At 45.1% G+C, this 12624-nt stretch carries 18 protein-coding genes and 2 pseudogenes; 11 read left to right on the forward strand and 9 right to left on the reverse strand.

What is annotated here, in order from left to right:
• Nucleotides 1–48 precede the first annotated feature (48 nt).
• Entirely contained in the window at nucleotides 49–684 is a 636-nt protein-coding gene (locus tag Q9R23_RS04770; protein WP_311246512.1) for a homing endonuclease associated repeat-containing protein, read from the reverse strand.
• A 183-nt stretch (nucleotides 685–867) separates the two neighbouring features.
• Between Q9R23_RS04770 and Q9R23_RS04775 the strand changes: the two are divergent.
• A pseudogene (locus Q9R23_RS04775) lies at nucleotides 868–1580 on the forward strand (SAM-dependent methyltransferase).
• Here the strand turns inward: Q9R23_RS04775 and Q9R23_RS04780 are convergent.
• Entirely contained in the window at nucleotides 1569–2336 is a 768-nt protein-coding gene (locus Q9R23_RS04780) for a nucleotidyltransferase domain-containing protein (RefSeq protein ID WP_311246513.1), read from the reverse strand. The pseudogene Q9R23_RS04775 and the gene Q9R23_RS04780 overlap by 12 nt on opposite strands.
• A 12-nt stretch (nucleotides 2337–2348) precedes the next feature.
• Nucleotides 2349–2705, reverse strand: coding sequence for a hypothetical protein (locus tag Q9R23_RS04785; RefSeq protein ID WP_290783631.1), 357 nt, complete (start codon nucleotides 2703–2705; stop codon nucleotides 2349–2351).
• 90 nt (nucleotides 2706–2795) lie between these two features.
• Here Q9R23_RS04785 and Q9R23_RS15900 point away from each other — a divergent pair, with 90 nt between their 5' ends.
• The 4 genes from Q9R23_RS15900 to Q9R23_RS04800 all read left to right on the forward strand — a co-directional run bounded on the left by Q9R23_RS15900 (nucleotide 2796) and on the right by Q9R23_RS04800 (nucleotide 4609).
• Complete coding sequence (locus Q9R23_RS15900; protein WP_396136352.1) at nucleotides 2796–3017, forward strand: MarR family transcriptional regulator; 222 nt, start codon at nucleotides 2796–2798, stop codon at nucleotides 3015–3017.
• A 147-nt stretch (nucleotides 3018–3164) separates the two neighbouring features.
• Nucleotides 3165–3980 (forward strand): GNAT family N-acetyltransferase, encoded by an 816-nt coding sequence (locus Q9R23_RS04790; RefSeq protein ID WP_311246514.1) that lies wholly within the window; start codon nucleotides 3165–3167, stop codon nucleotides 3978–3980.
• A gap of 63 nt (nucleotides 3981–4043) precedes the next feature.
• Nucleotides 4044–4259: a helix-turn-helix transcriptional regulator gene (locus Q9R23_RS04795; RefSeq protein WP_311246515.1), complete on the forward strand. Its 216-nt coding sequence runs from the start codon at nucleotides 4044–4046 to the stop codon at nucleotides 4257–4259.
• Nucleotides 4256–4609: a DUF2178 domain-containing protein gene (locus tag Q9R23_RS04800; protein ID WP_311246516.1), complete on the forward strand. Its 354-nt coding sequence runs from the start codon at nucleotides 4256–4258 to the stop codon at nucleotides 4607–4609. Before Q9R23_RS04795 ends, Q9R23_RS04800 begins: the two co-directional genes overlap by 4 nt.
• A gap of 79 nt (nucleotides 4610–4688) precedes the next feature.
• Here the strand turns inward: Q9R23_RS04800 and Q9R23_RS04805 are convergent, their stop codons facing one another.
• Nucleotides 4689–5009, reverse strand: a complete 321-nt coding sequence (locus Q9R23_RS04805; protein ID WP_396136353.1) for a YnfA family protein — start codon at nucleotides 5007–5009, stop codon at nucleotides 4689–4691.
• A gap of 9 nt (nucleotides 5010–5018) precedes the next feature.
• Nucleotides 5019–5420, reverse strand: coding sequence for a VOC family protein (locus Q9R23_RS04810; RefSeq protein WP_214854090.1), 402 nt, complete (start codon nucleotides 5418–5420; stop codon nucleotides 5019–5021).
• 110 nt (nucleotides 5421–5530) lie between these two features.
• Here Q9R23_RS04810 and Q9R23_RS04815 point away from each other — a divergent pair.
• Nucleotides 5531–6496, forward strand: a pseudogene (locus Q9R23_RS04815) (phosphotransferase).
• Nucleotides 6497–6543: 47 nt separating this feature from the next.
• Here Q9R23_RS04815 and Q9R23_RS04820 read toward each other — a convergent pair.
• Together Q9R23_RS04820 and Q9R23_RS04825 are read right to left on the reverse strand one after the other, a co-directional pair.
• The gene (locus Q9R23_RS04820) at nucleotides 6544–7407 is read right to left on the reverse strand and encodes an NAD-dependent epimerase/dehydratase family protein (RefSeq protein WP_311246518.1); all 864 of its coding nucleotides are present in this window, start codon (nucleotides 7405–7407) and stop codon (nucleotides 6544–6546) included.
• A gap of 5 nt (nucleotides 7408–7412) precedes the next feature.
• Nucleotides 7413–7595: a Fe3+ hydroxamate ABC transporter substrate-binding protein gene (locus Q9R23_RS04825; RefSeq protein ID WP_311246519.1), complete on the reverse strand. Its 183-nt coding sequence runs from the start codon at nucleotides 7593–7595 to the stop codon at nucleotides 7413–7415.
• Nucleotides 7596–7696: 101 nt separating this feature from the next.
• Here Q9R23_RS04825 and Q9R23_RS04830 point away from each other — a divergent pair, with 101 nt between their 5' ends.
• Complete coding sequence (locus tag Q9R23_RS04830) at nucleotides 7697–7846, forward strand: hypothetical protein (protein ID WP_311246520.1); 150 nt, start codon at nucleotides 7697–7699, stop codon at nucleotides 7844–7846.
• Between the two features lie 44 nt (nucleotides 7847–7890).
• Here the strand turns inward: Q9R23_RS04830 and Q9R23_RS04835 are convergent, their stop codons facing one another.
• Together Q9R23_RS04835 and Q9R23_RS04840 are read right to left on the reverse strand one after the other, a co-directional pair.
• Nucleotides 7891–8589, reverse strand: coding sequence for a DUF3169 family protein (locus Q9R23_RS04835; protein ID WP_311246521.1), 699 nt, complete (start codon nucleotides 8587–8589; stop codon nucleotides 7891–7893).
• On the reverse strand, nucleotides 8586–8792 hold the full coding sequence (locus Q9R23_RS04840) for a helix-turn-helix transcriptional regulator (RefSeq protein WP_035407684.1): 207 nt from the start codon (nucleotides 8790–8792) through the stop codon (nucleotides 8586–8588). Before Q9R23_RS04840 ends, Q9R23_RS04835 begins: the two co-directional genes overlap by 4 nt.
• A 159-nt stretch (nucleotides 8793–8951) precedes the next feature.
• Here Q9R23_RS04840 and Q9R23_RS04845 point away from each other — a divergent pair, with 159 nt between their 5' ends.
• From Q9R23_RS04845 to Q9R23_RS04860, 4 genes are all read left to right on the forward strand, one after another.
• Nucleotides 8952–10577 carry a M3 family metallopeptidase gene (locus Q9R23_RS04845; RefSeq protein ID WP_311246522.1) on the forward strand — a complete coding sequence of 542 codons (1626 nt, stop codon included), beginning with the start codon at nucleotides 8952–8954 and terminating at the stop codon, nucleotides 10575–10577.
• Nucleotides 10578–10616: 39 nt separating this feature from the next.
• Complete coding sequence (locus Q9R23_RS04850) at nucleotides 10617–11057, forward strand: NUDIX domain-containing protein (RefSeq protein WP_290773883.1); 441 nt, start codon at nucleotides 10617–10619, stop codon at nucleotides 11055–11057.
• 96 nt (nucleotides 11058–11153) lie between these two features.
• Nucleotides 11154–11855 carry an ABC transporter ATP-binding protein gene (locus tag Q9R23_RS04855; protein WP_311246523.1) on the forward strand — a complete coding sequence of 234 codons (702 nt, stop codon included), beginning with the start codon at nucleotides 11154–11156 and terminating at the stop codon, nucleotides 11853–11855.
• The gene (locus Q9R23_RS04860; protein WP_311246524.1) at nucleotides 11852–12622 is read left to right on the forward strand and encodes an ABC transporter permease; all 771 of its coding nucleotides are present in this window, start codon (nucleotides 11852–11854) and stop codon (nucleotides 12620–12622) included. The genes Q9R23_RS04855 and Q9R23_RS04860 overlap by 4 nt, the downstream gene beginning before the upstream one ends.
• The last annotated feature ends 2 nt before the right edge of the window (nucleotides 12623–12624 follow it).

The following is a 12624-nucleotide window of genomic DNA, read 5'->3' on the forward strand; positions in this document are numbered from 1 at the left end:
TCAAAAAGGATCGTGTCCCGTCGAATCAATCAGCGGGCACGATCCTTTTTATTCGATGTCGAGACGACGCAAAGCTTCACGCCAACTTGAAAAACGTTCAATCAACAACGTCAGTGAAGGTGCTTGGTGTGCACGTGCCCACTTAGCATACTGTTGACTCGTCAGTAGCGATCCATGAGTTTCTGCCGCTTGTTTAAGTGCTTCTAGGCAGTCTTGGTCAGTGAAGAAACCGTTCGAGGTGAGGTCGAAGTGTGCTAAAGCATTTTTCCACGTACCGAACCGACGAATGATCGTATTCGCACTTAACATCTCTGAATGTAAATCCCGTAATTCCGTGTAGGCGCGAATCGTCATGTTCGTTCCTTTTTGTGCGACATAAAAGGCGACGCTTTCTTCGATCGACCAACGTTTCGTTCGTTTGACCGCAGCCGGGCGATTCAACGTCATCCGGTCTTTCGTCGATAAGTGAGAAGCCTTGACGATGCCAGCTTTCTCTAAAAGGTGTGCCCACGAGCCGAATCGTGCATTGATTTCTTCAAGTGATGGGTAAGGAAGTTGAGCCGCTAACTTTTGATAATGGGTAGCTTTCATAGGTGAATGGTGCATTTGATGAAGACCTTGAATCAAGCGGATGATCTTCTCATCCGTTGCTAAGGTAGATGTGGAAGTCGGATGTTGACGCATGCAAAATATCTCCCTTTTGAATGGTTGTTTCAATTAAAGGCTAGTGTAGCATGAGCGATTTCGCGAACATACTAACAAAATCGTAAGGTAAGAAAAATAGCGCATTCTCATCCAGGAAATACAGGGGAATCAGGGAGGGAAAGCGAATACAATATTATAGAAGAAAACAGGGGGAAATAATCAATGACAGAAACACAGACGATTGATACGATGGAGGATATTTTAAAGATGCTCGATGCGCGACTGCGTGAACCAGAACCGTTTTGGGACAAGTTCTATGAAAATCGGTCGAAACCGGTCCTGTTTTTTTTAAGAATAATCCTGATGAGAACTTAATTCGCTACGTCGAACAGGGTTGGATCTCGCCGGGAGACACACTCGATCTCGGTACAGGACCGGGGCGAATTGCGATCTATCTCGCAACACACGATTTCTCGGTGACTGGACTGGATCTTTCAGCAACCGCGTTAGAATGGGCAACGGAACAAGCACAACAGACTAGAGCGCATGTTGCGTTTCGAAAGCAAGATTTTCTAGAGACGACAGAACAGAATACATATGATTTCATTTACGATTCAGGCTGTTTTCACCATATGGCGCCACATCAACGTTTGACCTACGTGACGCGACTGAAAGAGATGCTACGACCAGGAGGATATTTCGGATTGACGTGTTTTGTTGCGGGCGGTCCGCTGGGCGGGGCGACCTTGACGGACTGGGAAGTCTATCAGGAAAATAGTCTTCAAGGTGGACTCGGTTACACGAAAGAACGATTACTTTACATATTCGATGCATTCGACGTCATCGAACTAACAGAAATGAAAGCCGTCGACAATCCAGAGGTGTTATTTGGTCATGCCGGACTGTGGACTGGTCTGTTCCGATTAAAGGAATGATTCGTCTGGCATTCGAGACGTGAACCAATCTATAAAATAATGGATATCCTCTAACGAGATGATTTGATGCGTATCGTAAGCGGCGAACAGTGACAAAAAGCGCGGTTCGTCCGGAAAATAATGAAGTAGAATCGGACGGAGTGTCTCTAGGTCGTGCACGAAGCTTTGATCTTCCTCTAAGATGAGGTGATAGGCGCTCCGAACAATCCGTTTCACGATTGAATCCGAATCAAGCAGAGTGATCTGACCTGTTTCTAGGAGAAATAAATCAGTTTTCAACTGTTCGCATAACCCACCGTTTAACGCGAAGCCAAGAGCACGTGTCGGACAAAGGGACGGAAATCGACTTTGGAGATTTTCGCCTGCCAAAAATAAGTTGACGGACTTCAACCAGACGCCCCAGCGAAGTGCTTCGTCATCCCGTATGACGTCGCCAAGCAGACCGATGTCATAATCGATTTTGGTGACAAATGGATAATTCGTCAGCCAATGTTCTGTCCGTTCATCTAACTGCATGTGTTCTTCTTCCGTCAACGGTTCTGTCAAAATCAGTGTAAAATCGAGATCGGATTCAAAGGGACGAGCCGTTCCTTTTGCAACGCTGCCATACAAGTACACGCCATGAAACGCGGATAAGGTTTGTACATAGGCGACGACGTCGCGAATCACGGTACGATAACGGACAGGAATTGCTTCAGCGGAAGTTGGATTGTGGATGTAGCCATTTTTCGTGCCAAATGTCGTTGGATACTGCATCTGTCTTCCTCCTCATCCTTCAGGAATTGATTGATAGCGATACCAGGTCTTGTTTCGCTGCACATATAAAAACATCGTATCATCTTTTTCTTGATAGATGACCGTACCGCTCTTAAGTCGATTCGCCATGCCGTCCTTGAGTATCGTTTCGGATCGCATTTTTTTGATACGTGGACCAGGTGTTAAGGAGAGATCCGAGACAGTTACTAATTGATCGAGTCGATAAACACGGTCATTTAAGCGGATCACATCTTGATTTTGTTCGATGGCTTCAGCCGCGATGAGGTCTGTCGTTGTAATCGTCGTCTCTTCCTGGCATCCACTGAGACAAAGAACAATTAACATTGTAGTAGCTAAAACTTTTTTCATGAAACACACCTCTTTTTCTAGTTATATATCGTAATTTCGATATATTCGGGTTATGCGATATAAGGGGGAGCATCATGATTTCATCTGATTTTGAAAAAAATTTACAACCGACTACAGTCACGGTTCAAAGAAAACCTATCTCACCAGAGTGTACGTATTCTCCAACACATTCAATTTGCGACGAATCCGACGATCAAGGAGATTGCCGAGGCATTTCGCCTCTCACATAATACGACGTCCGAGCACGTCAAAAAGTTGGAGAAATTAGGTTATTTCGAAAAAAACGGAATCCGGAAGATCAACGTCAAGTAACGATCGATTTAACAAACGATGGAGATACCATCGTTCGGCGTCACACAGAACTTGATCCTGAACGGTTGAATCGAGTGCTTGCTACGATGTCAAAAACAGACCAACAGACGATTGAACAGGCGTTTCGATTATTGCGGGAGGCTGCAGATGATTGCTTTTCTCGTTAAGGTATTGTCAAGCGCAGTGGTCATCGTTCTCGTTACCGAAGTTGCCCGTCGTTCACCGTCACTAGGTGGCGTATTGTCCGCGTTGCCGGTCGTTAGTCTGATCAGTTTCGCCTGGCTCGTCAAACAAGGAAGTGAACGGACCGAGCTTAGTACATTTTTAAAGAGTGTGTTACTCGGGTTACCGGCGACATTTTTTATTGCTAGCTGTCTTGTATTGGCTCATTCACTTAGGGATTCCTGTGTTTTTCAGTATAGTTGGTGCAACGAGTTTTTTTTATCGTCTGTTGGTATGTTCAACGTTATCTACAACAGTGGTGGCAGACGTAACGGAAAAGGAGAGAAAGCGATGGTAACCCTTCAAACAGAACGATTGACGATTTATCCATGCACAGCGACAGACGTAACGCGTTTACAACAACAGCAATACGAGAACGGACCTGAAGTACAGCATCACTTGACGTTACTCGCGTCAGATCCATTGATGCTGTACTGGGGAAGTTGGCTCGTCATGACAAAAGACGGGCAGGTAGTCGGAGATATTGGATTCAAAGGGAAACCAGACTCGCGACAAGCAGTCGAAATCGGTTATGGTTTGTTACCAGCGTTTCTCAATCGAGGTTTTGCGACGGAAGCCGTCCGAGCCCTGATTGATTGGGTGTTCGACCAAACCGAAGTGAAGGCTGTACTCGCAAAGACGGATTTGACGAATCAAGCATCGATCAGGGTGCTTGAAAAAGCGGAATTGATTCAGATTGGGAGCGACGATCGGTATATCATGTGGGAGCGTTTGAAGTAGGTGTAAAGGAAACTTGACAGGTGATGCGTTATTTACATATAGTGGAACAAGCGAGGTGGAACTATGAAAAATCATGTCAAGAAGATGCGCGAAGAACGAGATTGGTCGCAAGGCGAACTGGCAAAACGATTGAACGTGTCGCGTCAGACGGTCATTTCCATCGAAAAAGAGCGGTATAATCCGTCACTCGACCTCGCGTTTTCACTAGCTGATCTGTTTGAACGGCGAATTGAAGAGATCTTTATACCGAATCGAGTGAATGAGGAGGGAACAGAATGAAGCGAGTCAATGTGTTACTAGACATCATTTTAATTGGAGTAGGTCTGTACTTAATAATGACGGATCCTGCGGCTAAAACACTCGGAATCATCCTCGTTTTAGCAGGTGTCACGTCACGTATCACAGGAACGGTATTCTCGCCAACGGAACCGTATGATGAGCGTCAAGGAACGATTAAAATCCGTAGTGGACATATCGCTTATCTCGTAAGTATCGGATATCTTTTTTTGATTTTAGTTCTCGTCAATTTATCAATCCTTCAAGACATTCAATTTGCTCTGTTGTTGGCATTAGGAGGACAAATCTTACTCTTCCCGATTACGTTGCTGTATGTGAATCGGAAGATGTGAATTAGGGGCTAAAGATTCCTCGATGATTGGATAAAACAAAGAGAGGAAAAAGCTACATTCCTCTCTTGGTACTTAAAAATTAGTGACGCGGAGCAAAAAGCATGACACTGACGCCGATTAAACAGATCAAAGCACCAATCATGTCATACGAATCTGGTGATTTACGATCTACGATCCAACCCCAAAATACGGACATGACGATGAATACACCACCATACGCTGCATAGACGCGACTGAATGTTGGAAATTGCTGAAACGTAGCAATGATGCCATATAAAATCAGGATCAATCCACCAATCAGACCGAAGTACGAAGGTCGTCCCTCTCTTAGCCATAGCCAAATCAGATATCCGCCACCAATCTCACTTAAACCAGCAATAAAGAAAATGAAAGCCGACATGATCACGATTCAACCCTCGATCGCAAACGTATCACGCAATTCAATGATCGTTCCTTCCGGTGCTTTTAATTTACTCAGATGTCCATTGACGACGAAATAGATGTTGCCACCGTGTTTTGGTAAAAAAGGCATCCCGAGTTGTTCCAGTCGTGTTACTTCCTCTTGCAAGTCGTCAACATAGAGGGCGAAATGAACAGGACCCGCTGCTTGTTTTGTGTAATCGGTGAACGGTTGACCGGATTTGGGTGTCTGTAACTCGATGTAGAAATCACCGAGACGTAACCAGCTGTTAAAGTCGCGGTCATGAAAATCGGGTGTTTCTTGAACGAGCGAAAAGCCGAGCTGTTCATAAAATTGTTTAGACGCGACGTAATCCGTCGTCTGAATACAGATGTGATGAATTTGTTTCATACTAAAACCCTCCTTCGTGTTCAATGAAATCATGCAGAACTAGTGTAGCATTTCGCGAATCAGTTGGAGTGATAGAAATGGAGAATACGATGCAACATGTCATAAATTTGATGTGTGAACGTTTTTTATTAGGGCAAGTGATTAGCGAACCTGTCCGATTGACGGGTGGTCTTCTACATGAGTCGTGGCGACTACAGACAACGACAGGATTCTATGTCTTAAAACGATTGAATCAGGAAATCATGCGACGTCCTGAAGCACGAAACAACTTTAAGATGTCAGAAGACGTTGCGATTCAAGCGTCTCTTTACTTAGCAGCATTACCAGCACGTCGCGTCAACGATCAAGTGGTGCAGATGATTGACGGCTCGGATTACCTTTTGTTTGATTGGGTCGATGGCAAGATGTTATCAACCGACCAGCTTCGATCGGCACATGCACGACAAATCGGAGTTCAATTAGGACGATTGCATGGTCATTCCGTGGCGACGACTGGCTTTCCAAAGCCAGATACCTCCAGTATGCCAATCGATTGGAACGATTACCTAGAAGAAGGAAAGCGACACCAATCAGACTGGCTACAGTTGCTAGTCGAAGAACAGGAACAGCTACAACGACTGGAGCGATTAGCACAAGAAGCAAAACTGCAACTACCTGAAGACTAGATCGTCAGCCATCGTGATCTTGATCCGAAAAATGTTCTCTGGACAACGAATGGTCCGGTCTTGATCGACTGGGAGTCTGCAGGATTGATTCATCGAGCCGTCGACGTATTTGAAACCGCCTGTTATTGGTCAAAACGTAAAGACGATACGTTTGATCGTGATCGATTTAACGCAGTTCTTGCTGGTTATACGATAAATCAACGTTTGCCTGATGTCGACTGGCTTCATGTCATCGATATCAGTGTCCAAGGAAAGTTGGATTGGCTGAAGTTTAATCTGGATCGTTCACTCGGGAAACGCAGTGTTCCTGAAGCGGAACGAACGCTCGGAACAGAGCAGGTCCTTTTAACGATAAAAGAACTACAGGTTCACGATCGGAATCTTTGGATTAAGTGGATAATAGCAAGATGATCATAAGAAAGAGGCACTGAATCATTCGATTCGATGCCTCTTTCTTATTAAAACGACTTGACTAGAAGTTCAACGGTTGATTCAGGAGTACGAAATGGAACATGCCCTAATTGCTTGATGCAATCATTCGAAAATGTCGCTTGTTCCGCTGGACGATCTGGTGCTTGAAATGGTTTACCACTTGCTTCAATCAATTTCATGCGGAAATCTGTTTCTGGCAGATTAACATCAATCGCATTAAAGATGTCCCCATCTTGCGCATTTGTTGCAGCAAGAACAATCATCTCGACTAGGTTATCCGCATGGATCCACGGAACGACGTCTTCCGGGTGTACCCAAGTAATGAGATCTGCCACTTTCATCCGCTCGACTTGTCGATCACCCCAGTAGGATTGTTCCTCGGCACAAATAGAACCAGGTCGGAGAATGATTAAATCGGAATCGGGTGTATATTCCTGTAACAGGCGTTCCGATAACTGCTTTGTATGAATGTAGACGTGCTCTGACGGTAGGAGCGGTGACGTTTCCGAAAAATGTCCACTCACGACTTCTCCGTAAACGGAAGTCGTCGAGATATGTATGATGCGCTTGACACAAGCATTTGTCGCAGCATCGGCGAGATGTTTCACACCTGTGACGTTTGCTTCTTCCGCTAAGTCGGGGTCATCCCCAAGGTAGGCAGCACAGTGGATCAAGAGATCGACGCCTTGAAGTGCTGCAAGAAGCGAAGCCGGATTACCGAGCTCACCGATGATTGGAATAACGTCATTTGTTGAATAGTGATCCGCCTGTTCCTGAGAACGATAGAGTCCTCGAACTTCACACGCTTCTTTAAGAAAACGTCGCGCGACACGTGAGCCGAGCGTCCCGGTCATTCCTGTAACTAAAATCGTACTCTCGTTTAAGTTCATGATGCTTACTCCTTTGCCTCCGTCTTTTCAGCGAAACATTTCTCACAAATGAAACGACCTTCGCTTTTTAAGTAAGCTTTTACTTCCGTCATCCCGCGATGTTTTGGATAACGCATCTGGATATAAACCTTTTCGTTTCCTTCGATCGTTTTGCCACAATGAATGCATGTCGGTTCTTTACCAAACATCCTATCGCTCCCTATATATTTTTATCTTCTACCTTATCGTAAAGGAAAATTAAGGGTGTTGGAAGAATAAAGTAAAAAAAGGAATCTAAAGGAAGATGTCTATGATCTTCATTGCTATTTTTCTCGCCGTCAGTGGAGTCGTCTGGTTCATTTCAGCGCGCAGTCAGTCGAAACATTGTTCGCTCGATGATCAGGAGTATACGCTGAACCAGCACGACGTCCATCAGCAGCAAAATCATCGTGATTTTTGAAGGCATGTCAAGGAGCATCCGGTCGATTGACTGTATGCTCCTTTTTAGCGATTGCGTACATAAAGGAAATATTTCGCGTTGCTCCAAATTAAGGCGATAATCAATAAACTGATTGCGAAGATCTGAGACTGTCCGGTTTCATACGAATAAATGACCAATACGACGATGACACCCATCAATAGGAGTTGCAACGAAGATTGTGAACGAATGAGACCTTCTAACATAACGTGTCGTTCTCCGTCATCTGAGGCGGCAAATAGCTTTTTGACATAGTTTGTTTCCGAGTACTTTGGGAAATCACGGTTTGGGTAGATGTGACGCATAAGATTAAGATAATAATAGGATGTAAAACTACTGATGATGAAAAAGAGACCACTTAGTAATAAATGAAGTCCGAAATGATTTTCGATGATGCTAAAAGATGCGAGACCGATGCTGAGAAGAGTAGAAACCTGAACCATCATCATGCCATCCGCATAGTATCGATTCACTTGACCGTCAATCGCATCCTCGTCGTCTGAAGAAACAGGACGTCGAGTCAATTGACGAATTTGCAAATAGCGCACGATATAACTGAGGGTAAGAACCGTCAAGATAACGAAAAGACCTGTGAATATGTAATTAAGATAGAGCGATAGTTCAAACTTTGACAAGCTGGTATGTTTGAAGACAGACATAACGATATAGCTACTAATGAAACCGAGCAGTGCTGCGATGATGACTTTGATTGCTTCTTTTTTCATATTAATTCCTCCTCATCGAAATAAAAAATTTCTTCTAACGGCGTATCAAACACACGAGAAATTTTGACAGCAATCAATAGCGAAGGCATGAATTCTTCACGCTCGATTAAGCTGATTGTCTGGCGTGAAATGTTTGCACGCCGCGCCAGTTCAGACTGATTCCATCCGTGACGGGCACGTAATTCTTTTAATCTGGATTTCATATAGGGATTCACCTCCTATATAATGTAACTTATCATTGTCTTTTTGACAACGATAATAGTCAAAAAAGATAATATGATGGTCATTAATATGTAAATCAATCATATCGATGGGATAAATTGTATACTAGAATAAGTCGAAAGGAGATGTGAAACACATCGATGAAATCTCAGTCATCTGTAAACGATGTTTTTTATCATGATGAGGATGGTACGTGCCAAATCGCTTCGGTTCTACAAATCGAAGAGACACTACTCAAACAAAAAATCACCTATCTCCAAGACGTGACAGACTCGGACGCAAGTAAAACATACGAACAAGGACGTCAGCAGCTATCAGACAAACTCGATACGTTAAGACGTTCGGTAAAAATGAATCTTATCTCTCGCGACGATGTCGCACTCCGAACGCGAGCACTCTGGAAACAGTCACTCAGAGCGACGCGTGTAACGGAAGAGGAAGCGCGTCTCATCCAAGAGTATCTTCGGATTGAGGCAACGATGCTGACACAATCAGGAGAAGCGGTTTCTGATCTCTATGCCGCCTTATTTGATGCAGATGAGCCGACACGGAAACAAGCATTCTTATCGATTGAAGAAGCGTTCCGGACGAATGAATCCGTCATTCAACGATTATTTTCGCAACTTGTCGACTTGCGACAAGTGCGTGCTTCTGCAAGCCATCAGGCGGGTTACGAAAAATTGGCTTTTTCGGAGCTTGGTCGTATCGATTATTCAAGCAAGGATGTCAATCATTACGCCAGCATCGTTCAAACTTATTTCCGACCGGTTAAACAGCAATTTCAGCTCGAGCAACAAACGTTTCTTGGCAAACAGGCGCTCCATCCGTGGGACGTCCGGCAATCGGCCTATACGCAGATTGATCATCGCATAACCGGTTCTGACGCTTCATTTTTAGATAAGGCACAAGCGATTCTTGAGAGCGTTCATCCGTCTTTTGCTGACATATTACAAGAAATGCGCCAAGCGGTTCATCTCGATATCGATGCCCGTTCAAACAAAGCTGGAGGAGGATTTTGTGAGTATTTACCCGTCGAACGTCAATCATTCTTGTTCATGAATCGTATGCAGACATTCGATGATCTCGTCATTTTCATGCACGAGATGGGGCATGCCGTCCATCACGATGCAATGAAAGAGACGTATGATGGACTTCAACCGATTCCGCTCGAAGTAGGGGAATTCGCCGCCATGTCACTTGAGCTGTTGACGATGAACGAGTGGCACCAAGTGATTCCAGATCGAAGAGACGTTGCTCGAGCGAAACTCGAACAGATCCGTTCGATAGTAGAGTTCTTGCCGCAAACGATCATCGTCGATCGTTTTCAATCATGGCTCTATGCTCACCCTGACCATCTGCCGGAAGAACGACAAGTTTCTTTTGCACGTCTCCGGGAGACCTATGATACGGACATCCTCGATTGGTCGGAAACGCCTGATTGGAAAGGACTCGAATGGATGAGTGTCATTCATCTCTTTGAGACGCCTTTCTATTACATTGAGTATGCTATAGCGCAGCTTGCCGCTCTTCAGTTGTATCACCGTTATACGAAAGATCCTGACCAAACGATGAAGGACTTCCTTGCAGCTTTAGCGCTCAGTCAAACCCATTCGGTTCAAGAGGTTTATGCGAGAGCGGGTGTGTCATTCTTACCGAGTGATGCGAAAATGAGAGAGTTGCTGACATTTCTAGAAGGTCAAATCGAAGCTTGGATAAATGAGTTAAATCAATTAAACGATGAAGATGTTAAAAAGAGAAAGTCTTAATCCGGAGCGACAGATGTACAAAACGATAGGAGGACGAACATGAATATACGTAAAAACATTGTCTATGCGACGTTATTCAATACTACAGGCAGTCAGATATTGATGGTCGAGAACCGTGGCGAACACGGTGACTACTATACACTGCCGGGAGGAACCGTCGAACATGACGAAACGCTACATACTGCAATCACGCGTGAAGTACTGGAGGAGACAGGCTTCACCATCATTCCAGGGGACATCGTCCATGTGGCGGAAGCATTCTTCCCGCAAGCGGGGGAACATTGTCTGTTTTTCTTCTTCGCGGGAGAAATCACTTCCGGTCAATTGAAGACGAATGTTCCAGAAGAAATTTCCGGACTCGTCTGGATGGACCGTGAAGAAGCGTTCAAACATCTTAATTTACCGGAAGCGTCAAAAGAGTCGCTTTTTGCTGGTCGAACGGTACCATATGATTTTGCCGGAGAAATCGTTCATACGTAAGGAAGTGTTACTTGACGTACTAAGGTGACGGATTTTCGGGTACAACACTACAGGAGCCTTACCCGAAATTTGCAGAAAGTCAGGTGAACACACAGTATGTCGATTCTTACGTTTCACGAAGTCAACTATCAACACATCTTACACGAAATAACCGGTGAGTTCCGCGAAGGTGTCATCACGACGCTCGTCGGACCAAGTGGTGCCGGAAAATCGACGACATTGAAACACATCAACGGACTGATTTCTCCCGATCGCGGCGAAATTTGTTTTCGGGGCGAACCACTTGAGCAGATGAATCTGCTCGACGTCCGCAAACGGATCGGAATGGCGTTCCAAAGCGCGCCGATGATTCCCGGTACCGTCTACGATAATATTAATTTACCGAAATCGATCTTCGGGGAATCGTTACCACGCGAAGAGGCGGAACGCTTGCTACAACAAGTCGAACTATCCGTCGAACTTGAACGACCGGTCAAAGATTTGTCCGGTGGCGAACGGAGCCGACTCGGAATCGCACGGACCCTCGTCAATCGACCGGACATCCTGTTGCTCGACGAAATCACGGCAAGCCTTGATTACCGGATGGTGCAGGAGATTGAGAAGCTGATTCTTGATTTACAGCAGGAGTTGCAGACGACGATCATTTGGATCACCCATGACTTGGAGCAAGCGAAGCGGGTCAGCGATGACGTCTGGTTTTTAAAGGACGGGCGATTGATCGAGTATGGTGCTTTTAAAGAGCTTACTTCAAGTGGTCAAGCAGAGACGCAAGCGTTCTTGAAGGGGGAATCGGTATGAGTTACCTTCAACTGGCGACATCGCTGATCTTCATTCTGATTCCTCTCGTCTTAGCGCGGACGTTACGGCTTGGTTTAGAGAAGGACATCATCATCGCGACCATTCGATCGATTGTCCAACTCTTGATCATCGGGTATATCCTGACGTTCGTCTTTGAAAGCGGTAGTCCAATCTTCATGTTACTGATGATTTTGTTGATGATCGGTGCAGCGACACTCAACGTCATCCGTAAAGGAGACGGGATTCCCGGGATCCAGTGGATCATCTTGTTCACACTGATTGCGGTAGAAGCATTGACGATGGGCATTTTGCTTGGATTACGAATCATTCCGTTTGAAGCCCAGCAAGTGATTCCGATCAGCGGGATGGTCATTGGGAACTGTATGATTTTGTCCTTGTTGTTTCTTAATAAGTTCAAGGACGAGGTCGAACGAAGCGACGAGGTCATCGAACTGATTCTTTCGCTTGGTGGAGATGCGAAGACAGCGATTGATACGAGCTTAAAAGGCGCGATCCGGACAAGTATGATTCCAACGATTGAAGCGCAAAAAACGATGGGCCTCGTCCAATTGCCAGGGATGATGAGTGGGTTGATCATCGGTGGCGCGGATCCAATGGAAGCGGTCCTTTATCAACTGTTGATCTTATTCCTGATCTTGACGACGGCGGCGATGGCATCGGTCCTCGTTGGTTTTCTATCCTACCGTCGACTATTCAATGAAAAAGCACAATTCATCGGTTTGACCTATAAGAAAAAAGACACGTAAGG

It is taken from the genome of Exiguobacterium sp. BRG2, assembly GCF_031844245.1.
Lineage (GTDB): Bacteria > Bacillota > Bacilli > Exiguobacteriales > Exiguobacteriaceae > Exiguobacterium_A.

Bases quoted from the DNA above. Each gene is read 5' to 3' on its own strand.
- Q9R23_RS04770 (WP_311246512.1), bottom strand. From the start codon at position 684: ATGCGTCAACATCCGACTTCCACATCTACCTTAGCAACGGATGAGAAG.
- Q9R23_RS04780 (WP_311246513.1), bottom strand. From the start codon at position 2,336: ATGCAGTATCCAACGACATTTGGCACGAAAAATGGCTACATCCACAAT.
- Q9R23_RS04785 (WP_290783631.1), bottom strand. From the start codon at position 2,705: ATGAAAAAAGTTTTAGCTACTACAATGTTAATTGTTCTTTGTCTCAGT.
- Q9R23_RS04790 (WP_311246514.1), top strand. From the start codon at position 3,165: ATGATTGCTTTTCTCGTTAAGGTATTGTCAAGCGCAGTGGTCATCGTT.
- Q9R23_RS04795 (WP_311246515.1), top strand. From the start codon at position 4,044: ATGAAAAATCATGTCAAGAAGATGCGCGAAGAACGAGATTGGTCGCAA.
- Q9R23_RS04800 (WP_311246516.1), top strand. From the start codon at position 4,256: ATGAAGCGAGTCAATGTGTTACTAGACATCATTTTAATTGGAGTAGGT.
- Q9R23_RS04805 (WP_396136353.1), bottom strand. From the start codon at position 5,009: ATGTCGGCTTTCATTTTCTTTATTGCTGGTTTAAGTGAGATTGGTGGC.
- Q9R23_RS04810 (WP_214854090.1), bottom strand. From the start codon at position 5,420: ATGAAACAAATTCATCACATCTGTATTCAGACGACGGATTACGTCGCG.
- Q9R23_RS04820 (WP_311246518.1), bottom strand. From the start codon at position 7,407: ATGAACTTAAACGAGAGTACGATTTTAGTTACAGGAATGACCGGGACG.
- Q9R23_RS04825 (WP_311246519.1), bottom strand. From the start codon at position 7,595: ATGTTTGGTAAAGAACCGACATGCATTCATTGTGGCAAAACGATCGAA.
- Q9R23_RS04830 (WP_311246520.1), top strand. From the start codon at position 7,697: ATGATCTTCATTGCTATTTTTCTCGCCGTCAGTGGAGTCGTCTGGTTC.
- Q9R23_RS04835 (WP_311246521.1), bottom strand. From the start codon at position 8,589: ATGAAAAAAGAAGCAATCAAAGTCATCATCGCAGCACTGCTCGGTTTC.
- Q9R23_RS04840 (WP_035407684.1), bottom strand. From the start codon at position 8,792: ATGAAATCCAGATTAAAAGAATTACGTGCCCGTCACGGATGGAATCAG.
- Q9R23_RS04845 (WP_311246522.1), top strand. From the start codon at position 8,952: ATGAAATCTCAGTCATCTGTAAACGATGTTTTTTATCATGATGAGGAT.
- Q9R23_RS04850 (WP_290773883.1), top strand. From the start codon at position 10,617: ATGAATATACGTAAAAACATTGTCTATGCGACGTTATTCAATACTACA.
- Q9R23_RS04855 (WP_311246523.1), top strand. From the start codon at position 11,154: ATGTCGATTCTTACGTTTCACGAAGTCAACTATCAACACATCTTACAC.
- Q9R23_RS04860 (WP_311246524.1), top strand. From the start codon at position 11,852: ATGAGTTACCTTCAACTGGCGACATCGCTGATCTTCATTCTGATTCCT.